The organism is Enterococcus sp. DIV1639a (genome assembly GCF_050530445.1).
Taxonomy (GTDB): domain Bacteria; phylum Bacillota; class Bacilli; order Lactobacillales; family Enterococcaceae; genus Enterococcus_B; species Enterococcus_B hirae.
This window is the reverse complement of record NZ_CP172886.1, coordinates 1070949-1092527: the sequence shown is the minus strand read 5'-3', so window position 1 is coordinate 1092527 and position 21579 is coordinate 1070949. Positions and strand designations below refer to the sequence as shown.

Genomic DNA, 21579 nt, shown 5'->3' with positions numbered 1-21579 from the left:
ATAACACAGACGAGCATCTTTGCAAGGGTTTTCTTGTTTTTTATTTAACAAAAGATGGCGTTTTTATTCACTTATATCAACAAACGCTAATATACCAAGCTTTAGCAATTGTGAACACTTTCATATTTTTTTATCTTAATATTTATAATTTTTTAATAATCAGAAAAAAGAAGGTAGTCCTGTATTAAAACAGATCTACCTTCTTTCAAAAAAACTATAACAGTTAATCGGTAATGGCTACTTCAGGTGGCTCAATGACTTTGATCACTTCGCCGCCTTTTTTCTCGTCAACTGCAAATGAGCCATTAGACGTTCGATCGCCAATCGGATAATCCGTTGGGTCAATCATTAGCTCTTGACCTTTTTGATTGATGATCATTATTTCTTTGGCGTTTCCTTCAGACATATGAATAACTCGATGTGGGTTTTTCTTTAGTTCACGTAGAACCGTAACACCACGTTTTGCTCGAGAGGTTTGACTAATTTCTTGCGCAAGCATCCGTTTCACCGCACCACGTTGAGTGACGATGATGATTGGCGTATCTCCTTCTGTCAAAACGAGTAACCCGTTAACGACAGTATCTTCGTCTTTGAGGTTGATTGAACGAACGCCAGCAGCTTTTGCTCCTACCACAGGTACTTCTTCTAATGGATATCGTAACCCCATCCCTTGGTAGGTGACTAAAAAGAGATCTAAATCCGTTTGACCTTCTACCAAGTAAGACGCAACTAATTCATCATCGTCACTTTTGAGTTTCATGCCACTTAACGGACGACTCTTATAAGTACGCCATGGTTCAAATTCAGTCATTCGAGTTTGTTTTACCCAGCCATTTTTACTGATGAAGACCAATGTTTTTTCTGCTTCGATTTTTTTGTATGGAAAAACAGCTAGAATCGATTCATCAACCGAAAGATTGACAATCGTTTGTGAAATATGTTCTCCAGCATCTTTCCATTTTAAATCTGGCAATTCATGGACAGGACGATAAATGACATTTGCCTTATTGGTGATCAACAACACATGATCCAAGGTATTTAGTTCACCAGAATACAAGAGATAGTCCCCTTCTCTCATGCCGATTTCCTCTGGTTTAGAAGCACTATATGAACGTAGACTAGTCCGTTTCACATAACCTTCCTTCGTTACGCTGACAATCACATCTTCTTGTGCTACTAACACTTTTGTATCAATTTTGATTTCTTCGATTTCGTCTTCAATTGTCGTTAAACGTGCATTAGCATACTTTTTCTTGACCTCACGAAGTTCTTTCTTCATGACCGAGAATAATTCTTTATCATTAGATAGAATTTTGTTCAATTCAGTGATTTGTGCTATTAAGCTTTCTGATTCTTTACGTAATTCTGTAATATCCGTATTTGTTAGACGATATAGTTGCAACGTCACGATTGCTTCAGCTTGTTCTTCCGTAAACTGAAAAACTTCGACTAAATTTTGCTTCGCGTTTTTCTTATCTTTACTTTCTCGAATCGTGGCAATGACTTCATCCAAGATCGACAAAGCTTTCATTAAACCTTCTACGATATGCTGGCGCTTTTGTGCTTTTTCTAAATCAAATTGACTTCGTTTCGTGATTACTTGTTTTCGATGATCAATATAACTACTTAAAATATCTTTTAACCCCACTTGATGCGGTGTCATATGATCAATAGCTACCATATTGAAGTTGTAATTGATTTGTAGTTCAGTATTTTTAAACAGGTAATTGAGGATACCTTGTGCGTTAGCATCTTTTTTCAATTCAACCACGATCTGTAATCCAGTGCGGTCACTTTCATCTCTAACTTCAGCAATGCCATCGATTTTTTTATTTAACCGGATTTCATCCATTTTCTTCACTAATGTGGCTTTATTTACTTCATAAGGGATCTCGGAAATCACGATTTGCTGCTTGTTCCCTTTAATCGCTTCAATTTTAGTCTTTGATCGCAGAATGACTTTTCCACGTCCAGTTTCATAAGCTTTTTTGATTTCTGCTTTTCCTTGCAAGATTCCCCCAGTAGGAAAATCAGGACCAGGGATATAATCCATTAGTTTCTCTAAACTCGCTTGGGGATGATCAATGAGGTAAATCGTACCATCAATGACTTCTGCTAAGTTATGGGTAGGGATCTCCGTAGCATAACCAGCGGAAATTCCCGTTGAACCATTGACTAATAGGTTTGGATATCTCGCTGGCAACACAGTTGGTTCTTTTTCAGTATCATCAAAGTTCCATACAAGATCAACCGTATTTTTTTCAATATCTGCCAACATTTCACCACTTAATTGGGAGAGCCGTGCTTCTGTATAACGCATAGCAGCTGGTGGGTCACCATCCATACTACCGTTATTTCCGTGCATCTCTATAAGTACTTCTCTTAGCTTCCAATCCTGACTCATCCGAACCATGGCTTCATAAATACTACTGTCCCCATGAGGATGATAATTCCCCATGATATTTCCGACAGATTTGGCAGATTTACGGAATCCTTTATCAAAAGTATTGCCATCTTTATTCATCGCAAATAAAATTCGTCTTTGAACGGGTTTCAATCCATCTCGGATGTCTGGCAATGCTCTTTCTTGAATAATATATTTTGAGTAACGTCCAAAGCGGTCACCCATCACTTCTTCTAGGGTTAGTTCTTGGACTTCTTGACGTTCTTCCATTAGGTGACCTCCTATTCTTCTACTAATTCAGATTGTTTCTCTTCATCGAACAATTCATTGGACGTAGCTGTATTTTCAATATCTTCTTTTTTATCTAAGATACTACCATCTTCTTCTAACGTGAATTGCACATGATTTTCGATCCATTTTCGGCGAGGTTCAACTTTGTCCCCCATTAATGTCGTCACGCGACGTTCCGCTTGAGCAGCATCATCTATCCTCACGCGAATCAACGTTCGAGAGGCTGGGTCCATGGTAGTTTCCCACAATTGTTCTGCATTCATTTCTCCAAGACCTTTATAGCGTTGCAACATATAGCCTTTACCAATTTTTTTGATGGTCGCTGCTAATTCGTCATCTGTCCAAGCATATTCGACCACTTGTTTTTTTCCTTGACCTTTAGAAACCTTATAAAGCGGTGGTAATGCGATATACACTTTTCCTGCTTCGATCAATGGTTTCATGTAACGATAAAAGAATGTCAGTAATAACACTTGAATATGCGCACCATCGGTATCCGCATCGGTCATGATAATAATTTTGTCATAATTGCAATCTTCAATTGAAAACTCAGGTCCAACACCTGAACCGATCGTATAGATCATCGTATTGATTTCTTCATTTTTCAAGATGTCTTGCATTTTTGCTTTTTCAGTGTTGATCACTTTCCCACGAAGAGGCAAGATGGCTTGGAATTTACGGTCTCTTCCTTGTTTTGCTGAACCACCAGCAGAGTCTCCCTCCACGAGGTATAATTCATTCTTTTTCGGATTTCGTGATTGAGCAGGTGTCAGTTTTCCTGAGAGTAATGATTCACCTTTTTTACGTTTTTTCCCATTACGGCTTTCTTCTCGAGCTTTTCGGGCAGCTTCACGAGCTTCTCGGGCTTTGATTGCTTTTCGCACTAACATTTGGCTCATTTCACTGTTTTCTTGTAAATAAAAGCCCATTTGTTCTCCAATGACATTATCTACTGCCGTACGGGCAATTGGTGTACCCAATTTTTCTTTTGTTTGTCCTTCAAATTGTAAGAGATTCTCAGGTACTCGAATGGAGAGAACAGCTGCTAAACCTTCTCTAAAATCACTACCTTCGAGATTCTTATCTCGTTCCTTCAGTAAGCCCACTTTTCGGGCATATTCATTGTAGGCTTTCGTCATCGCTGACTTCATACCGACTTCATGGGTGCCTCCATCTTTCGTTCGGACATTATTCACAAATGACAACACGTTTTCTGAATATCCATCATTATATTGGTAAGCAACTTCGACTTCGATACCGTCTTTTTCACCAGAAAAATAAACAACTGGTGTCAACGTATCTTTTTCTTCGTTTAGGTAATCAACAAATTCTTTGATTCCTTCTTCATAGTGAAAAACTTCCTTGATTGGTTCTTCACCACGCAGATCAGAAAGTGTGATTTTTACTCCTCTTAAAAGAAAAGCTGATTCTCGCAAACGTTCAGATAAAATATCATAAGAAAATTTAGTAGTGGAAAAGATCGTGTCATCTGGTAAGAAATGAACTGTCGTTCCATTGGATTTCTTGGTTTTCCCGATTTTTTTCAGTGTACCATCAGGCTTACCACCATTGCTGAATTTTTGTTGGTATTCAATCCCATCACGGACGATTGTAACAACCAACCATTTTGATAAAGCATTGACCACACTTGCTCCGACACCGTGTAGTCCCCCTGAGGTCTTGTATCCTCCTTGACCGAACTTTCCGCCGGCATGTAGTACAGTAAAAATCACTTCAACTGTGGGGATACCAGAAGCATGCATCCCAACTGGCATACCACGACCGCTATCTGTCACAGTGATACTATTGTCTTCATGAATGGTTACATCAATTTCATTTCCATATCCAGATAAAGCTTCATCAACCGCATTGTCAACGATCTCATAGACTAAATGATGTAAGCCCCGGCTATCCGTTGACCCGATATACATTCCTGGTCGTTTTCTAACTGCCTCTAATCCTTCAAGAACCTGGATCGATGCATCATTATATTCGTTCTTTACTTTTTTTGCCAAGGCAAACGCTCCTTCAATAATACTTTACGGTTAAAACCGCATCACGATAATCATACTAGAAATACGCATGAAAAAAAAGAGGTTAGGAAAGAATTAAAACTTAATTACTAACTAACCTTTGAAAATACCATCTTTTTTATCCTATTGTTCGCTTTTGTCTTGTCGATTAAATATTTCATGTTATTTAAAATGCAAACATTTAGTTATCTTTTTCGTTCATATTGTTCCACTCGATTTTTATACAACGATCCATGACGATGTCTTTGCGATTTGCTGATTGAAGCTTGTTTGCTGCTTCTTCATTTGCGATACCTAATTGCGCCCAAAATACTTTTGCTTGAGTCTGTAAAAAGTCAGCAGCTACCTCTGGCAAAAATTCACTACGCCGAAAAATATCCACGATATCGATCGGTTCTTGGATTTCCTGTAGCGACGCATAGACCTTTTCGTCTAAAATGATCTCTCCTGCTAATAATGGGTTCACCGGAATGATACGATATCCCCGTTCTTGCAGAAATCGAGCAATTTGGTAACTTGTTCGTTCTTCCTTGTTACTCAAACCAACAATTGCAATCGTTTTTGCTGTTTTTAAATAATCGAAGATTTTTTCTTGTGTTGGATTTTCAAATGACATAAATAATACTCCCTTTCCTTCACTCTTTCAAGTATTTCCAATTGTTCACGTACTTTATTCATGCTAAAATAAATATTAGTTTCAAATTGAAAGAGGTAGAACAATGAAATTAATTTTATTATTGGTACTTGCCTATCTTCTAGGCTCGATTCCTTCGGGGGTTTGGATAGGTAAATTATTTTTCAAAAAAGACATCCGCCAACATGGTAGCGGAAATACTGGCACCACCAATACTTTTAGAGTTTTAGGAAAAACAGCAGGTACAATTGTGTTGTTCATGGATATCTTGAAAGGAACCTTGGCAACTTGCTTACCAGTTATTTTCCACGTTACAACCATTAATCCCCTATGGTTTGGTGTTTGTGCGATCTTAGGTCATACGTTCCCTATTTTCGCTGGCTTTAAAGGAGGCAAAGCAGTTGCAACAAGTGCTGGAATGTTACTTGGATTCAATCCTCTATTTTTTATCTATTCCAGTATCATCTTCGTTGTTACGCTCTTTTGTACTAGTATGGTAAGTTTAACAAGTATGATCAGTGCAACTTTGATCACTTTATCAACGATTATCCTTCCTTACATCGCACCTGGTATCTTACCTAAGCAAAACTGGCTATTGACGATCATTGCATTTTTAGTTTCTGCCTTTATTTTCTATCGCCATAAAGAGAATATCCTACGAATCAAAAACCATACAGAAAGTCGTATCCCCTTCGGATTGAATAGTAGTAAGAAAAAAAATTGACCTGAGAGAAAAACAGTTGACTAATCAGCCAACTGTTTTTTTAGCTTTTAAATGATTGATTCGTTAAGAAGCGAAAAGAAACGATTAGCAAAATAAAGGAAACATGAATCATTATACCTGATTTCCTCTGATTAATTGAAATCAAACAACTTTAGGATAACCACTATTTTACCGTAATCGAATATTTTGTTTGAAAAATTTCATGTGCGCCTAGTTGATTGATTCCAGCTTTTTCCATCAATTCTCCCGAGCTGTTTACTGTATCTGCGATACCACACCAAGGTTCGATACAAACAAAAGGCGCTTCTTTTGGATAAGGTGACCAAATCCCAACATATGGCATATCTTTATAACTCAATGTCACACTGTGGCTAGATTTTTCACTACGGATGGCATAAGCGTTCAATCCTTTCGTTTCAAATACTAGTGCATCATTTTCAAAAAGATCGTGTACTAATGCAAGGTTGGTATTTGTTTGTCCAAGTGTTTTTTGTTCCATATCGATATATGGCCCACTTAAAGGTAAACGCAAACGTGATTTTTTAGGTGAAAACGCAAGATAAAAATCATCAAAAGTCAATCCTTCTTCCAGAGGAACATTAAAGGCTGGGTGACCCCCAATCGAAAAGAACATTTCTTCTTCTCCAGTATTAGCCACTTGATAATGAACGGTGATCCCATCTCCACCTAATTCATAAGAAATCACTAATTCAAAATCAAAAGGATAATTTTTTTTGGTCTCGGGTGTGCTTCTTAACAAAAAGCTGGCTAATTCTTGACCATGTTCGATTACTTCAAAATCCATATCTCTCGCAAAGCCATGTTGCCCCATTGAATAAGTCTTTCCTTGGTACGTGTATTGGTCATCCTTTAATCTTCCAACAAATGGAAATAAAACGGGCGCATGTCTTCCCCAATACGCTGGATCAGCTTGCCAAATATACTCAAGATTATTATCCTTTGATTTTAAACTGACCAATTCTGCTCCATGTTCAGCAATTTCAGCAATCAATTGATCATTTTGAATGATTACAGTCATTATAATTCCTCCACCGTTAAATCTTAGGACCTGAGATAGCTAGTCTCAGGTCCTAAGCTATTCTTATTTTTTCCAACAAGAAGTATCCGAATCATCCTTGGCATTACTCGTGTGTTTCAGCGAAAAGAAAACCTAAAGGAGACTCTTTTTGTTTACTTCGTTCCTACTGAATAGATTTATCTAATCAATCGGTCATAGATTTTTAGTAACTGTGTTTTGTTAATTCCTCTTTGAATCTGGAATTTAGAACTTTTAAATACGTCCCTTTCATCCCAAGGGAGCGTGATTCAATGATCCCAGCTGACTCTAATTTACGTAATGCATTGACGATCACTGAGCGAGTGATCCCAATTTTATCCGCAATATTGGATGCTGTTAAACGTCCTTCATCGCCTTCTAAGGCATCAAAAATCGCTTGAACTGCCTTCAATTCGCTGTAAGACAAAGTATTGATCGCCATTTGGACAGCTGTTGCACTTCTGACATCCGCTTCAATACTACGTGATTTTTGATAAAGGATCTGCATGCCGACTACCGTCGCACCATATTCAGCTAACACTAGGTCTTCATCGGTAAAGGCTTGTTCCATCCTTGATAAAATAATGGTTCCTAACCGCTCGCCAGCACCAAAAATAGGAACTACTGTCGTCAAACCAAATGGGTATTTTTCTCTTGCTTCAAAAGGAAAAGCAGTCATTTCACTACTGATCGGAATATTGGCTTCCGTTTTGTTCAATTGATCAACTGTGTCAGTATAAGAATCGGGAAATTGCTTTTCAACAAACATCATTTTTATCCGTTCATTGTTGACATCATGACGTTCATCATAGCCTAATAAGACTCCTTCACTGCTGATGATATAGACGTTACTATCTAAAATAGCACCTAATGTCACAGCCATTTTATCATAAGGTAAATCAGCTCGCAGATCGAAAGTATTTTTTTGTTGTAATAATTTGTTGATATTGCGGGTTTTTGTTAATAAATCCGTCATTTTCTTCCTCCGATTTTATAAAATAAAACGACTTAAATCTTCATTTGCTACAATCGAACCTAATTTTTCTTCCACATAAGCTTCCGTAATCGTGATTTCTCCCATTTGCATGTCAGGTGCTTCAAACAATAAGTCTTCTAACAATTTTTCTAAGATCGTGTGCAAACGTCTAGCTCCGATATTATCCGTATCGCGATTTACATCATAAGCGATTTGAGCGATTTTCTCAATTGCTTCTTTCGTAAAGATCACTGAAACATTTTCTGTGCCAATCAATGCTACGTATTGTTTGATCAGTGCATTGTTTGGTTCAGTCAAGATCTTAATAAAGTCATCTGCAGTTAAATCATCTAATTCTACACGTATTGGAAAACGTCCTTGCAATTCTGGAATCAAATCACTTGGTTTTGATAAATGGAAGGCACCAGAAGCAATAAATAAGACGTGATCCGTTTGGATAACTCCATACTTCGTGTTCACTTGTGAACCTTCAACGATTGGCAGGATATCTCTTTGGACGCCTTCACGTGATACTTCACCAGATTGTTGTGATTTTGAAGTGATTTTATCGATTTCATCAATAAAAATGATCCCGCTTGATTGTGCTAATTGAATGGCTTCACTATGGATGTCAGCATCTTTGACTAGTTTACTTGATTCTTCTTTGATCAACAGTTCAAGTGCATCTTTTACTGCTAACGTGCGCTCAACCTTTTTCTTCGGTGTTAGCGCCCCTAATGTTTCATTTAAATCAATGCCCATCTGTTCCAAACCATTGTTCATCATTGGAGCTGGTTTCTTTTGTTCTTCTATTTCGATTGTTACTTGACGGTTATCAAGTAAACCTTTTTGTAATTGTTCTAGAACCGTTTTCCGATTGACACGGATTTCTTCAGTCACTTCTTCTTGCGGTTCTGCTGTATTTTGTTGCGCAACATTGAACATGTTCATCATTTGTTCAAATTGATTTCCTGTTTGTTTTTGTTCTTTTTTAATCCCAGGAACCAGCACTTTTACTAGGCGTTTTTCTGCTCTTTTCTTAGCTTCAGTATATACACGGCTATATTGTTCTTTTTCAACGATCTGGATCGCATTTTCTACTAGATCACGAACCATCGACTCCACATCTCGACCAACATAACCTACTTCTGTAAATTTCGTTGCTTCTACTTTCACGAAAGGAGCGTTGACGATTTTCGCCAATCGACGAGCGATCTCTGTTTTCCCTACCCCTGTTGGTCCGATCATCAACATATTTTTAGGTGTGATGTCTTGTTGCATTTTTTCATCTAATTGTAAACGGCGATAGCGATTGCGCAAAGCGACCGCAACTGATTTTTTAGCTGCTTGTTGTCCAATGATATATTGATCTAATTCATTAACGATTTGTCTTGGTGTTTGTTTTAATTCATACATTCTTCTTCACCTCTATAATTCTTCCACAATAATATTATGATTTGTAAAGATACAAATGTCTGCTGCAATATTCAATGCATTCTCTGCGATTTCTTTGGCACTCATATCGTTTTGTGCGTAGTTCTTCATTGCCCGAGCAGCAGCTAATGCAAAATTCCCTCCTGAACCAATTGCCAAAATTCCATCATCTGGTGCAATCACTTCCCCAGTACCTGAAACTAGTAACATTTCTTTTTCATTCATTACGATCAACATTGCTTCTAGTTTTTGCATGGACTGTTGTGTCCGCCATTCTTGCGCTAATTCCACTGCAGCTCGCTGTAAATTACCATTGTATTCATTTAATTTGCCTTCAAATTTTTCTTCCAATGTAAATGCGTCTGCGACACTTCCAGCAAATCCTACGATGACTTCATCATTATAGATTCGACGGACTTTTCTTGCGCTTCCTTTCATCACCACGGATTCGCCCATTGTAACTTGACCGTCACCTGCCATTGCAAATTTTCCATCTTTTTCAACGGCACAAATCGTCGTTGAATGAAATTGTGATTCTACCATAGTTATTTCCTCCCAATTAAGATTACTGATCCTTTTCTATTACGCTCTTGGATGAAACGAGCGATAATTTTTTTGTAAACTTTCTTTTGTCACGTGAGCATAGATCTGTGTAGTAGATAGATTAGCATGACCCAACAGCTCTTGAACTGTCCGCATATCTGCACCATTATTCAGCAAGTGTGTAGCAAAGGTATGCCGCAGCATATGTGGATGGATCGAACTATCTAAACTACTCTTTTTAATCACTTGATTCAATACATACTCGATCCCTGTTGGCGTAATTGGTTCACCATGATGGTTCACAAAAACATAGTCATGACTCTTGTGGTATTTATCCATCAAAACCTTTCGCCCTTTTTCAAAATACTCTTGTAAGGCATCTTGTGCGAATGAACCAAGTGGTGCATACCGTTCTTTATTCCCTTTACCATGAATCAACATGACTTCGGAGTCGAAATCGATTTCTGCTAGTTTCAAATTACTGCACTCGCTTAATCGAATCCCCGAACCGTAAAGAACTTCTAATAGCGCTTGGTTCCTTAAATCTAAAGGTTTTTCTCCTTTGACACTGTCAAATAATGCTTGCATTTCATTCTCATAAAAAAAGCGAGGTAGTTTCAAATTTTTCTTTTTTAGGTGGACATAAGAAAAAGGATTTTCTTTGATCACTTCTTCTTTTAAAAGGTATTGATAAAAAGAGCGCAGACTTGCAATCTTACGACTGATCGAATTTCTGCTATATCTTTCATCAGTTAGGTAACTTAAATACACTCGAACATCTAAGTGATTGATTTTTAATAAATCATCCTCTCCTGATTCTGTAAGAAATCTTTCAAAATTAGTGAGGTCTTCCTCGTATGCTTCTCGTGTTTTTTCAGAGTAACCACGTTCCACGATTAAATAACGTAAAAACTTATCTTTCCACGTTTGTTCTAGCATTTTATCACCTTCCTTTTAATCCCAGAGATAAATTTAGCATAGCAAAATTAAAAAAACAAATAAATTGTCAGAATTTAATCAATATTTCTAAGTTTGTTCACAATTGAAACAATTAATTTGACAAAATTCTTAGATTACGACCTTTTTTTTAATCTGATATTTACTCATTTTTTACCAAAAGAAAAAATTTTTTTTGGAACACTGCAAATAAAAGATGTGTTGTATATTTATTTTATGCCTAGTAAAGAGCCCGGAACACCTTTGTCCCGGGCTCACTTCATGTTACTGAGCTGTTACTTCATCAATTAATTCTTTTTTTATTTGTTCATTTGCCTGAAGTGCTCTTTGAGCAATCGCTTCATAACGTGTTTTTTTGTCACGAATGCGCTCTGGTAATTCAGGGAACAAACCATAATTCGCATTCATTGGTTGGAAATGTTTTCCTTCAGCATGTGTAATATAATACGCCATACTCCCAATCGCTGTTTCTCGTGGAAACTCAATCGGCTCACTTTCTTTAGCTAAACGAGCAGCATTGATCCCTGCAAGCAAACCACTAGCTGCACTTTCAACATAACCTTCCACACCAGTCATTTGTCCTGCAAAGAACAAGTCTTCACGCTTCGTTGATTGATAAGTTGGTTTCAATAATTCTGGTGAATTCATAAAACTGTTGCGGTGCATTACACCATAACGGACAAATTCTGCGTTTTCTAAACCTGGGATCATACGGAAAACCCGTTTTTGTTCTCCCCATTTTAAGTGCGTTTGGAAACCAACGATGTTATACAATGAGGCAGCGGCATTGTCCTGACGTAACTGGATCACCGCATAAGGGCGTTTACCGGTTTTTGGATCTTCTAATCCAACTGGTTTCATTGGACCAAACAGCATTGTTTTAAAGCCACGCTGAGCCATCACTTCGATCGGCATACAGCCTTCAAAGTATTTTTCTTTTTCAAATGATTTAAGTTCGGCTACTTCAGCTGTTGTTAAAGCTTCGTGGAATGCTTTAAACTCTTCTTCAGTCATTGGACAGTTTAGATAAGCTGCTTCCCCTTTATCATAGCGTGATTTTAAATAGACTTTATCCATATCGATCGTTGCTTTGTCTACGATCGGTGCTGCTGCATCATAAAAATAGAATCCGTCAGAACCATTGAATGCTTTAATACTTTCAGCTAACGGGTGAGAGGTTAAGGGACCAGTAGCAATGATCGTGATCCCTTCTGGAATTTCAGTGATTTCTTCATTGATGACTGTTACTAGCGGGTGTTCTTTGACTTTACGTGTGATCGTCTCAGAAAAAGAATCCCGATCCACTGCTAAGGCACCGCCAGCTGGAACAGCTGTTTCATCAGCTGAAGTGATCACGACTGAATTTAACCGTCGCATTTCTTCTTTTAATAAACCTACTGCATTTGCTAAACTATTCCCTCTCAAGGAGTTGGAACAGACTAACTCTGCAAAATTACTTGTATGGTGTGCTTCTGTTGATTTCACTGGGCGCATCTCGTATAAACGAACAGGAACACCTGCTTGAGCGACTTGCCAAGCTGCTTCACTTCCAGCTAATCCTGCACCTATTACATTAACAGTTTTCAAATAAAGACCTCTTCTCATTTTATTTTTGAATGTCTTCTTCATAGTCGCCATTGATACATACGACTTGTTTTCCGCCTTTGACTTTCTTTTCAACTAAATACTGGTCACATTTCGGACAATTTCGTCCTACTGGTTTGTCCCAAGAAGTAAAGTCACAGTCTGGAAAACGTGAACACCCGTAAAAGATTCGGTTTTTCTTAGACTTGCGTTCAATCACCTGACCCTCATGACAAACTGGACAAGTCACACCGATCTCTTTAACGATTGGTTTCGTATTTCGACAATCAGGAAAATTACTACATGCATAAAATTTACCATACTTTCCTAATTTTATAACCATCGGATGCCCACAAATATCACAGTCAAATCCAGCCGGTTCATCTTTGATTTGAATTTTTTCGATTTTTTCTTCTGCATTGGTCAATTCTTTTTCAAATGGTTTGTAGAAACGGTCCACCACTTCGATCCACGCTTCTTTTCCTTCTTCAATTTTATCCAAATCACCTTCCATTTCAGCGGTAAAATGGATATCGACGATTTGGGGGAAGAAATCACAAATCAAAGAATTGACGATTTCACCCAATTCAGTTGGTTCGAAGCGTTTTTGAGTCAATTTAACATAGTAACGTCGTTGGATCGTATCCAGCGTTGGCGCATAAGTGGAAGGACGTCCCACACCATTTTCTTCCAAAGCACGGATTAAAGTTGCTTCACTGAATCTTGCTGGCGGTTGCGTGAAATGTTGCTTCGGTTCAATGTCCACTGATTGAACAATGTCCCCTTGTGCTAGTTCTGGTAAGATATTTTCTTTATCTTCTTTCCCATCATCTCTGCCTTCAACATAGACTTGCATGAACCCTTTAAATTTAACTTTAGAGCCATTCGCAATAAAAAGTACGCCATTTTGTTCTAAGGTAACTTTCATGGTATCTAATATCGCTGGTGTCATTTGACTAGCAACAAATCGTGACCAAATAAGGGTGTAGAGTTTTAATTGGTCCTTGTCTAAATATTGTTTGATTTCCTCAGGAGTACGTAGGACACTTGTCGGGCGAACTGCTTCATGGGCGTCTTGCGCACCTTGCGCATTTTTGATTTTGCGTTGTGCATGACTTGAAAATTCTTTCCCGTAAGTTTCTTCGATGAAGGTAGCCGCTTCTGCTTTCGCAGTCTCAGCGATCCGTGTTGAATCGGTACGCATATATGTGATCAAACCTACAGTCCCTTGCTTACCTAAGGAGATCCCTTCATATAATTGTTGCGCAACCATCATCGTTTTCCGTGTTCTAAAATTCAATTTTCTAGCAGCTTCTTGTTGTAGGCTACTCGTAGTAAATGGGTTTGCTGGATTTCGTTTCCGTTCTTTCTTTTCGACTTTTTGAACGGTGAAATCTGGTCCATCAATACGATCAGTAACTTCTTTTACGGATTGGGCATCAGGCAATTTCTTTTTCTTACCATCAATTCCCCAAAAGTTTGCTTTAAATTTTTTACGTGTTTTTTTGAAATTACCGTCAATGCTCCAGTATTCTTCTGGAATGAAATCACGGATTTCTTTTTCACGATCAATGATAATTTTTAATGCAATAGACTGTACTCTTCCAGCACTTAATCCTTTTTTGACTTTGCGCCATAGGATCGGACTGATGGAGTAGCCCACCAAGCGGTCTAACGCCCGTCTTGCTTGTTGGGCATCCACTAAATCCACGTCGATCGTTCTTGGTTCCTTGAAGGCTGCTTTTACCGCTTCCTTAGTAATTTCGTTAAAAACCACACGATTTTTTTCTGATAAATCTAAACCTAGTAAATAGGCTAAATGCCAAGCAATTGCTTCCCCTTCTCTATCCGGGTCACTTGCAAGATAAACTTTTTGCGCTTTTTTTGCTGCTGATTTTAAACTTTTTATCACATCGCCTTTTCCGCGAATTGAAATATAATGGGGTTCATAGTTGTTTTCGACATCAATTCCCATTTTACTTTTAGGTAAATCACGTATATGACCGACACTGGCCATTACTTTATAATTACGACCAAGATATTTTTCAATGGTTTTGGCCTTTGCAGGTGATTCCACAATCACTAAATATTTATATGCCATTACTGAATGGACTCCTTTCCATTGACATGTTCCTACTATATTAAGCGGACTCATACAAATCGTAGCTTATCATATCCATTCAGAAAACGTTTGTCAAGAAAATCAAATGAGAAGTTCCTGTTATTCTTTCAACTCGAACAATAAATCTTCACCAGAAATCACACAAACAGCACCATCTTGAATTAGTTGATGGGAGCCAGTTGAGTATTGTGTCAAAATATTTCCAGGTACAGAAAAAACAGTTCGACCGATTTCTAACGCTTGTTGTGCTGTTATCAAAGAACCACTCTTTTGCTTTGCTTCAATGACACAAGTGCCTTGTGACAAAGCAGCAATGATTCGATTTCTCATGGGAAAGCGGTATTGTTTTGGTCCTTCGTATGGTGGATATTCACTAAGTAAAAGATGATTCTTTCCAATTTCTGCTTGAAGAAATTGGTTTTCCTTTGGGTAGGCTTTTTTAATTCCTGTACCGATTACCGCAATCGTCTTTCCAGTATTTTTAATCGCAGCCAAATGTGCGTATGTATCGATTCCTTTGGCACAGCCACTAACGATGACATAGTTAGCATCTATGACCGGAGTTAAAAGTTCATGTACAACTTTTTTTGCCAAGACCGAGGTTTTCCTGCCCCCAACCACACTGAGCATCTTTTGTTTTAGTAGAGAAAGATCACCAGAATAAAATAAAAGAATCGGTGGTGTCGCAAGATGAAAAAGTTGCGGGGGATAGCACGGGTCAAGACAAGTAATGAATGACTGAGCTGTTTTAAACTTCGAAAAATTTTGATTGATTTGCCGCCAACTTTCTTGAAATTTTTCTCGATGACGAACAATTTTTGCGATTTCAATGATTTCATAAGAAGACAACTCGCTTGTTTGAGCTTCCAATAAAGCCTGGACAACCGCCCATTTTCCTTGACTGCTAATTCCTTTCGCATAAGCTAATTTAAGTAAAAATCCTTCAATCTGATCCATGAACGAAAACCGCCTCTCGAAGTTACTTTTAAATAAAATACGCAAGAGACGGTCAAACATCTTAAGTTAAATAATTTTTTATCGGTGCAAAAGAGCGTCGATGAATAGGGGTAATTCCTTGTGTTGCTAAGCCTTGTAGATGTTCTTTCGTTCCATAACCAGCATTATGGCCAAAACCATAACCTGGATATAGTTCATCATATTTTTTCATTAAATCATCACGATAAACTTTTGCAATGATACTTGCTGCCGCAATAGAAACTGAACGAGCATCTCCCTTGATCAATTTTTCTTGCTGGATTGGCAAATCCAGTGTCATGGCATCAATTAAGAGATAATTTGGACGTATCGCCAGCTTTTCTACAGCTTGGATCATTGCTAGTTTGCTTGCCTCATAAATATTGACCTCATCAATCTTTTTTTCATCAATGATGCCGATACCGATAGCAAGTGCTTTTTGTTGGATTTGGTCATAAAGCTGTTCTCGTTTTTTTTCTGATAATTGTTTCGAGTCATTTAATCCAAGGATCGGTTCGTCTTTAGATAGGATGACAGCGGCCGCTACTACTGGCCCTGCTAAAGGCCCACGTCCTACTTCATCAATCCCCGCAATCCATTCATATCCTTGTTCATATGCCTGATTCTCAAATAATGACATTTCCAAATATTTTTCTTGGATCAATGCCGTTTTTTTTACTTGTTTCTCAAAGGATAGAAGCGCTTGTTGTACCCCTTTTCGCTGATCTTGCTTTAGTTCGGCAATGAAGGGATCAGTTAACGACGTCACTGTTTTTAATCGTTCCTTGATACTTTGGATCGATTCACTCATCGCTTGTTTTCCCCATTTCTTCACATCGATCTAATGTGTAGCGCCCAAGTTTTCCTTGACGGATATCGAAGACTACCACTTCACTACCACGATCATAATCATCTTTATAGCCACGCTTTGCAGTAATCGTCATCAATAATTCAGGTGCTAATTGTTGTTCTGCTTCTTCTGGCAACTGATAGCGCTCCGCAATTCTTCCTGGATAGTAACGAGCGAAAAAATCTAAGCCATAGATAGCGAGATCATCTAAATGAACTAACTGGTCTTTAATGGCTCCGGTTAGTGCTAGTTTTTTACCGATCTCTTCATCTTCAAATTTAGGCCATAAGATTCCTGGCGTATCTAATAACTCTAATTCGCTACCTAGGCGCAACCATTGTTGTCCTTTTGTCACACCAGGTTTATTACCTGTTTGCGCAATTTTTTTCCCAACTAAGCGGTTCATCAATGTTGACTTCCCGACATTTGGAATACCTAAAACCATGGCTCTGATTGCTCGTGGTTTGATCCCTCGAGCGGCATCACGTGCTCTTTTTTCTTTCAGTGCTTCTTTGGCTGCTGGAATCAACGCTTTAATCCCTTTACTCTCTTGAGCGGTAATCGCTAATGCTTGATGACCTTGTTGTTGAAAATACGTTTGCCATAACTTCGTTTGTTGGGGGTCTGCTAGATCAGCTTTATTTAATAATACCAACCTTGGCTTTTGTTGGATGATCTGATCAAGCATTGGATTACGTGAAGACAAAGGTAATCGTGCATCGACTAATTCAAAGACGATATCGACATATTTCATTTTCTCAGAAACTTCACGACGGGCTTTTGCCATGTGCCCTGGGAACCATTGGATCGTCATAGAATAAATTCATTCCTTTCATATAAGGATTTCAAACCTTATTCTTACATTATCATATTTAACCTTAGTAAATCTATGCATACAAGTCTACTACCATCAAGTAAGTTGATTAGGCTCATTTTCCTTATATTATTCAAAACAATTATTGGGTAGACTCTTTCAAAAGCAGCTCTGCAACTATCCATACTACCATGAACCTAAGATCAGCGATTATTTTTATGCATTTATCCTGACTTTACAATTTTTTAAAGTGGATACCGCTTTTTATTCATCAGTGGTTCGGCAGAATAATCCTTCTATCATGATACTAAATCTCAACGCCTTAGGGTATTTTTCTTTATCAAACATGTTTTGTAATTTTATTACTATAATAATAAAAAGAAAATACATCATTATAAATAACAAAAAGGCGCCTGTTCCGTATTTTATCATATTTCCCTACTAATCGCACTCTCATTTTGGCATTTTCCGTTCTCTGGGTTCTTGATTCCTCCATGCTACAAATTGGTGAGATAACACTTCCTCTAAGACCTCTTCGTTATCCATTACTCAATATAATTTGAGATATTTTTTCACTTAATTATCGACTCTGAGTTTTGGAATCATCAACTGTCGATTATCCTTTTTCAGTTAAAAATGAGCGGACCCCCCCATCCTGCTTTCTAACGTTTAATCGATTGAGTTATTTATTTTTTTATTTAACGCTCTTGCTTGCTTTTTGCTCTCATTTTTTGCGTATAGATAAAAAGCAATGGTGTGTAAGATCAAATTTAAAATAAGATAAATTGCCAAAAGATTAATTGGTGAAATTGCCAAAGGCAGTTTGAATGAAAGCAAATTGAAAATCGCTAAACCCGCAACTGTATTTCCAACAGTCGCAATCAAAATATTACTGACTGGTTTCAGCGTAAGATGATTCCAAAGCACATCATACATCACACCAAAGACTAATGCACAAACTAGACTAACACCCATTACGTGCCAAAGAAAATAAACATGGATCATCTGTCCTTTCGCAAAGAAGCTTGTTATTATAAATATCAACCAGATGCTGCTTAACGAGAACGTTTGAAAAAAATTATGTTTTATCTGTTTACTCATACCCACATCTCCTTAAATTTTTTTACATAGTGACGATTCACAATAAATTTAGAACCATTTTTCATTTCAATTTCAACCCTTGCATTATCCGTAGAACGAAAAGCTTTAATAAAAGATCGATTAACCAGCGTACTAATGTTGATCCGCACAAATCCGTAACTTGTAAATTGCTTCTCAACTATTTTTAACCGTACAGCTAATAGATACCTCTCATTTGATGTAAAAACGACATGACACATCTGTTCTTTTGACTCGATTGAGGAGACATCACTTAATAGCCTGGAAACTTTCTTATTTGTTTTTGCATCAATTACTACGATTGTTTGCTCCGTAGTCAGAATAGCTTCTTTTATTCTCCCCCACGTTTTTTCGCAAGAAGAATGGGTAGTTACCTTCACTGTATCCTGTGCAATGTGATTATCAATTCCAAATTTTATTCTCAAATTTTCTCCTCCTTGCTTTGATACTCTCAGTTTAAGCCGTACGCATACCATATTCAATTCCTTTCCATGAGGTTGCACTTTTTCGCAAGAAGATTGCAAGAGATAGGAAACATTTCAATACTTCCTCCCTATTCAGGTGTACCCTGCTTCTTCAAATGAAGAATGTTCCTGTCTTTAATGATGAACGACATTCGATTGGGTTTAATCGTTTTTTCTAGTATTCTGCCGATAAATATATTCAATGAACGTTTATAAAACTGTAAAGAAGAATTCTTTCAGCACGCATCTTTTGACAACGTTTACATTTTAATAGATGATAGGATAAAAGAAAGGAGAGGTACAAATGAACAGTATGGTTTTTGTTAATTTCCCCGTTGAAGATGTAGACAAGTCTGTTGCTTTTTATGAAAAATTGGGCTTTAAGAAAAATGAAGAATTTTCAACTGACGAAGCAAGCGCTGTGGTTTGGGACGACACATTTTGGATCATGTTACTCTCTCACGGTTTTTACAAAAAATTCTTAAAAGACAAAGAAATCGCAGATAATAAAAAAACAAGTGGCGCCTTGATTTCTTTTAGCGTAGCAAATGCGGATGAAGTTAAAAAGTTTGCAAATACGGCGAAAGAAAATGGCGGAAGCTACCATGAAGTCGATATGGGCATGTCTGAAGAAGAAATGTTTTCACTTGAAGTCCAAGATTTAGATGGAAATACATTAGAACCTGTCTGGATGAAAATGTAAATTTTTTAAAGCCCTCCATTAGAAAAACAGATGGAAGGCTTTTTTAGATAAATTATCTTGGTCTCCTATGCACTTATTTTGGCTTGTTTGACTAAAATAGTAGTGCTAGTAGATCTTCGTTATTAAAATGAAAGATATAATCTGAAACAGTCATATCATTTAATGCGTTTTTTATTTCTTCATAAATAAATTTTTGACCAAGTAATTGTTGTTCAAGAATACTTACATCTTTTTGTCCAAAAAAATCACCATAAAAACGAATCTCATTGATTCTCCCATGCAGTGTCGACAAACGGACATCCACAATTCCAACTTTTGGGAGCCTGATTCTGCGTTTCACCGAAAACCTTGGTGTTTCACCATAGACCCAATCATCATTGGCATAACGATTCTGGACGATTTGTTCAATGTTTTGTTCATCTTTCTTCGTCAAATCTACCCTTTTATCTTCAATTTCTTGCAGATCATCGACCTGATAGACTTCACAAATCAGTGCATCTCTAAAGTCAGCGGTTTTTTCAAATTGATATTCTTCCTTTAAAAATGGTTTAAGATTCGTCACACTTTTTTTTACTGATTTCGTTGCTTTAGACTCAATTTTCTCTTTGGAAACCGTCAAAATTTTATCAAGAACGGACAAATCAACATCATACATTAATGTACCATGTGAGTATAACCGATTTTTTTTCGTATACATGGCATTCCCTGAAAATTTCATTCCTTCGATATACATATCATTACGTCCACCAACTTCTGCTTTGGTTGCGCCCATTTTTCTTAATGCTGTGACAATAGGCGAGGTAATGGATTCATACTCACCAAATTTCATTGCATTTTTACTGGTCACAAAGCTAAAACTTAGATTACCTAAGTCATCATATACAGCTCCTCCTCCAGAGGTTCGCCGAGTGAGTGTCACGTTTTTTTCTCTTAAATAATTTAGATCGATCTCTTCATAACTATTTTGGTTTCGTCCAATGATCACACAAGGTTTTTGAATATATAATAAAAATAAGGGTTCATCACTGTCGAAACTGTTCATAAGATATTCTTCTGTTGCTAGATTTCTCCGAATATCTAAACTTTCCATGATATGATAGCGCACTTTTATCCCTTCTTACTTTTTCTCCTATCATCTCTTTTAGAACATAAAATGGCAAGAAATTAGATCATTTTATATCTTAATTGTACTCTTTTAATCAAGTAAAAAAGCGACCTCCAAAAGTTAGACCAAAAAATCTAACTTTTGGAGGTTGCTTTCCTCTTCACTCTAAAACAAATAAGCGCTGGCATTAGCGCCTTGAAATCATCCTGAATGATCTCTTTTCTTTACCCAATCCATTTTATCTCGTTCAAAGGATAGTAAACAAAGCGAGCCTTACCCAATATTTCGCTTCCTGTAATCATACCAAAGGAGCGACTGTCTTTCGAAACACGTCGATTGTCCCCTAAAACAAAGTAACTGTCGGCTGGCAGCTTTGTCTTATTCGTTAATTCTTCCAGAGTAAAGTCCGTTGTATAAGGACTACTTTCATGATCTGACTTTCTATTTTTCGTTAGAAAAGGTTCTTCGACCACTTTTCCATTCACTTTCAGCTGATCATTCTCATAGCTAATTGTCTCTCCTGGCAACCCGATCACTCGTTTGATATAAATCGTTCCATCAGCCAATTGAAAAACAACTACGTCAAACCGTCTGATTTCAGAAAATTTTTCCATTACAACCATGTCACCTTGTTTCAAGACGTTTTCCATCGAATTACCTTCCACTGGCACTGGAATAAGAAGAAATCCTCTTAAAATAAAAGCGATCAAGATGGAGCAAAGTATATATTTGATTATAAGCCAAAAACGGTCGATATAGCGTTGTTTTTTTGTCAATATCCATCATTCCA

The 21579-nt window shown here is 37.4% G+C and carries 19 protein-coding genes; 2 read left to right on the top strand and 17 right to left on the bottom strand.

Annotated elements, in window-relative coordinates:
- Nucleotides 1-223: 223 nt before the first annotated feature.
- The 3 genes from parC to IGJ32_RS04955 form a co-directional block, all read right to left on the bottom strand.
- A complete protein-coding gene (parC, locus tag IGJ32_RS04965) occupies nucleotides 224-2674 on the bottom strand; it encodes a DNA topoisomerase IV subunit A (RefSeq protein ID WP_010719454.1) in 2451 nt (816 codons plus the stop codon).
- Between the two features lie 11 nt (nucleotides 2675-2685).
- Nucleotides 2686-4710, bottom strand: coding sequence for a DNA topoisomerase IV subunit B (gene parE, locus IGJ32_RS04960; RefSeq protein WP_010737383.1), 2025 nt, complete (start codon nucleotides 4708-4710; stop codon nucleotides 2686-2688).
- A gap of 199 nt (nucleotides 4711-4909) precedes the next feature.
- The gene (locus IGJ32_RS04955) at nucleotides 4910-5344 is read right to left on the bottom strand and encodes a CoA-binding protein (RefSeq protein ID WP_342081940.1); all 435 of its coding nucleotides are present in this window, start codon (nucleotides 5342-5344) and stop codon (nucleotides 4910-4912) included.
- Between the two features lie 103 nt (nucleotides 5345-5447).
- On the opposite strand from IGJ32_RS04955, the gene plsY reads away from it, so the two are divergent.
- Nucleotides 5448-6086 (top strand): glycerol-3-phosphate 1-O-acyltransferase PlsY, encoded by a 639-nt coding sequence (gene plsY / locus IGJ32_RS04950; RefSeq protein WP_010719457.1) that lies wholly within the window; start codon nucleotides 5448-5450, stop codon nucleotides 6084-6086.
- A 163-nt stretch (nucleotides 6087-6249) separates the two neighbouring features.
- Here the strand turns inward: plsY and IGJ32_RS04945 are convergent, their stop codons facing one another.
- The 12 genes from IGJ32_RS04945 to IGJ32_RS04890 form a co-directional block, all read right to left on the bottom strand.
- Nucleotides 6250-7125 carry an aldose 1-epimerase family protein gene (locus IGJ32_RS04945; RefSeq protein ID WP_034700304.1) on the bottom strand — a complete coding sequence of 292 codons (876 nt, stop codon included), beginning with the start codon at nucleotides 7123-7125 and terminating at the stop codon, nucleotides 6250-6252.
- A 202-nt stretch (nucleotides 7126-7327) separates the two neighbouring features.
- Entirely contained in the window at nucleotides 7328-8119 is a 792-nt protein-coding gene (codY, locus tag IGJ32_RS04940) for a GTP-sensing pleiotropic transcriptional regulator CodY (RefSeq protein ID WP_010719459.1), read from the bottom strand.
- 15 nt (nucleotides 8120-8134) lie between these two features.
- Entirely contained in the window at nucleotides 8135-9535 is a 1401-nt protein-coding gene (gene hslU, locus IGJ32_RS04935; RefSeq protein ID WP_010719460.1) for an ATP-dependent protease ATPase subunit HslU, read from the bottom strand.
- A 12-nt stretch (nucleotides 9536-9547) separates the two neighbouring features.
- Nucleotides 9548-10096 carry an ATP-dependent protease subunit HslV gene (gene hslV / locus IGJ32_RS04930; RefSeq protein ID WP_010719461.1) on the bottom strand — a complete coding sequence of 183 codons (549 nt, stop codon included), beginning with the start codon at nucleotides 10094-10096 and terminating at the stop codon, nucleotides 9548-9550.
- 39 nt (nucleotides 10097-10135) lie between these two features.
- The gene (gene xerC, locus IGJ32_RS04925; protein ID WP_010719462.1) at nucleotides 10136-11035 is read right to left on the bottom strand and encodes a tyrosine recombinase XerC; all 900 of its coding nucleotides are present in this window, start codon (nucleotides 11033-11035) and stop codon (nucleotides 10136-10138) included.
- Nucleotides 11036-11317: 282 nt separating this feature from the next.
- Nucleotides 11318-12691, bottom strand: coding sequence for an FADH(2)-oxidizing methylenetetrahydrofolate--tRNA-(uracil(54)-C(5))-methyltransferase TrmFO (trmFO, locus tag IGJ32_RS04920; protein WP_051092533.1), 1374 nt, complete (start codon nucleotides 12689-12691; stop codon nucleotides 11318-11320).
- Nucleotides 12660-14738 carry a type I DNA topoisomerase gene (gene topA / locus IGJ32_RS04915; protein WP_010719464.1) on the bottom strand — a complete coding sequence of 693 codons (2079 nt, stop codon included), beginning with the start codon at nucleotides 14736-14738 and terminating at the stop codon, nucleotides 12660-12662. The genes trmFO and topA overlap by 32 nt, the downstream gene beginning before the upstream one ends.
- Before the next feature lie 120 nt (nucleotides 14739-14858).
- A complete protein-coding gene (gene dprA / locus IGJ32_RS04910; RefSeq protein ID WP_081128696.1) occupies nucleotides 14859-15716 on the bottom strand; it encodes a DNA-processing protein DprA in 858 nt (285 codons plus the stop codon).
- Nucleotides 15717-15777: 61 nt separating this feature from the next.
- A complete protein-coding gene (locus tag IGJ32_RS04905) occupies nucleotides 15778-16545 on the bottom strand; it encodes a ribonuclease HII (RefSeq protein ID WP_342081939.1) in 768 nt (255 codons plus the stop codon).
- Entirely contained in the window at nucleotides 16538-17398 is an 861-nt protein-coding gene (gene ylqF, locus IGJ32_RS04900; protein ID WP_010719467.1) for a ribosome biogenesis GTPase YlqF, read from the bottom strand. Before ylqF ends, IGJ32_RS04905 begins: the two co-directional genes overlap by 8 nt.
- A 669-nt stretch (nucleotides 17399-18067) precedes the next feature.
- Nucleotides 18068-18499, bottom strand: a complete 432-nt coding sequence (locus IGJ32_RS04895) for a hypothetical protein (protein ID WP_010737376.1) — start codon at nucleotides 18497-18499, stop codon at nucleotides 18068-18070.
- Nucleotides 18496-18942, bottom strand: coding sequence for a LytTR family DNA-binding domain-containing protein (locus tag IGJ32_RS04890; RefSeq protein WP_034700296.1), 447 nt, complete (start codon nucleotides 18940-18942; stop codon nucleotides 18496-18498). The genes IGJ32_RS04895 and IGJ32_RS04890 overlap by 4 nt, the downstream gene beginning before the upstream one ends.
- 343 nt (nucleotides 18943-19285) lie before the next feature.
- Between IGJ32_RS04890 and IGJ32_RS04885 the strand changes: the two genes are divergently transcribed.
- Nucleotides 19286-19684 (top strand): VOC family protein, encoded by a 399-nt coding sequence (locus IGJ32_RS04885; RefSeq protein WP_010737374.1) that lies wholly within the window; start codon nucleotides 19286-19288, stop codon nucleotides 19682-19684.
- 91 nt (nucleotides 19685-19775) lie between these two features.
- Here IGJ32_RS04885 and IGJ32_RS04880 read toward each other — a convergent pair whose 3' ends face one another.
- Both IGJ32_RS04880 and lepB read right to left on the bottom strand, forming a co-directional pair.
- Nucleotides 19776-20789, bottom strand: a complete 1014-nt coding sequence (locus IGJ32_RS04880) for a lipoate--protein ligase (RefSeq protein ID WP_081128700.1) — start codon at nucleotides 20787-20789, stop codon at nucleotides 19776-19778.
- Between the two features lie 224 nt (nucleotides 20790-21013).
- Nucleotides 21014-21565 carry a signal peptidase I gene (gene lepB / locus IGJ32_RS04875; protein ID WP_010719472.1) on the bottom strand — a complete coding sequence of 184 codons (552 nt, stop codon included), beginning with the start codon at nucleotides 21563-21565 and terminating at the stop codon, nucleotides 21014-21016.
- Between the last annotated feature and the right edge of the window lie 14 nt (nucleotides 21566-21579).

Bases quoted from the DNA above. Each gene is read 5' to 3' on its own strand.
- plsY (WP_010719457.1), top strand. From the start codon at position 5,448: ATGAAATTAATTTTATTATTGGTACTTGCCTATCTTCTAGGCTCGATT.
- xerC (WP_010719462.1), bottom strand. From the start codon at position 11,035: ATGCTAGAACAAACGTGGAAAGATAAGTTTTTACGTTATTTAATCGTG.
- topA (WP_010719464.1), bottom strand. From the start codon at position 14,738: ATGGCATATAAATATTTAGTGATTGTGGAATCACCTGCAAAGGCCAAA.
- IGJ32_RS04955 (WP_342081940.1), bottom strand. From the start codon at position 5,344: ATGTCATTTGAAAATCCAACACAAGAAAAAATCTTCGATTATTTAAAA.
- IGJ32_RS04895 (WP_010737376.1), bottom strand. From the start codon at position 18,499: ATGAGTAAACAGATAAAACATAATTTTTTTCAAACGTTCTCGTTAAGC.
- dprA (WP_081128696.1), bottom strand. From the start codon at position 15,716: ATGGATCAGATTGAAGGATTTTTACTTAAATTAGCTTATGCGAAAGGA.
- IGJ32_RS04905 (WP_342081939.1), bottom strand. From the start codon at position 16,545: ATGAGTGAATCGATCCAAAGTATCAAGGAACGATTAAAAACAGTGACG.
- parC (WP_010719454.1), bottom strand. From the start codon at position 2,674: ATGGAAGAACGTCAAGAAGTCCAAGAACTAACCCTAGAAGAAGTGATG.
- IGJ32_RS04945 (WP_034700304.1), bottom strand. From the start codon at position 7,125: ATGACTGTAATCATTCAAAATGATCAATTGATTGCTGAAATTGCTGAA.
- codY (WP_010719459.1), bottom strand. From the start codon at position 8,119: ATGACGGATTTATTAACAAAAACCCGCAATATCAACAAATTATTACAA.
- trmFO (WP_051092533.1), bottom strand. From the start codon at position 12,691: ATGGCGACTATGAAGAAGACATTCAAAAATAAAATGAGAAGAGGTCTT.
- hslU (WP_010719460.1), bottom strand. From the start codon at position 9,535: ATGTATGAATTAAAACAAACACCAAGACAAATCGTTAATGAATTAGAT.
- hslV (WP_010719461.1), bottom strand. From the start codon at position 10,096: ATGGTAGAATCACAATTTCATTCAACGACGATTTGTGCCGTTGAAAAA.
- IGJ32_RS04885 (WP_010737374.1), top strand. From the start codon at position 19,286: ATGAACAGTATGGTTTTTGTTAATTTCCCCGTTGAAGATGTAGACAAG.
- ylqF (WP_010719467.1), bottom strand. From the start codon at position 17,398: ATGACGATCCAATGGTTCCCAGGGCACATGGCAAAAGCCCGTCGTGAA.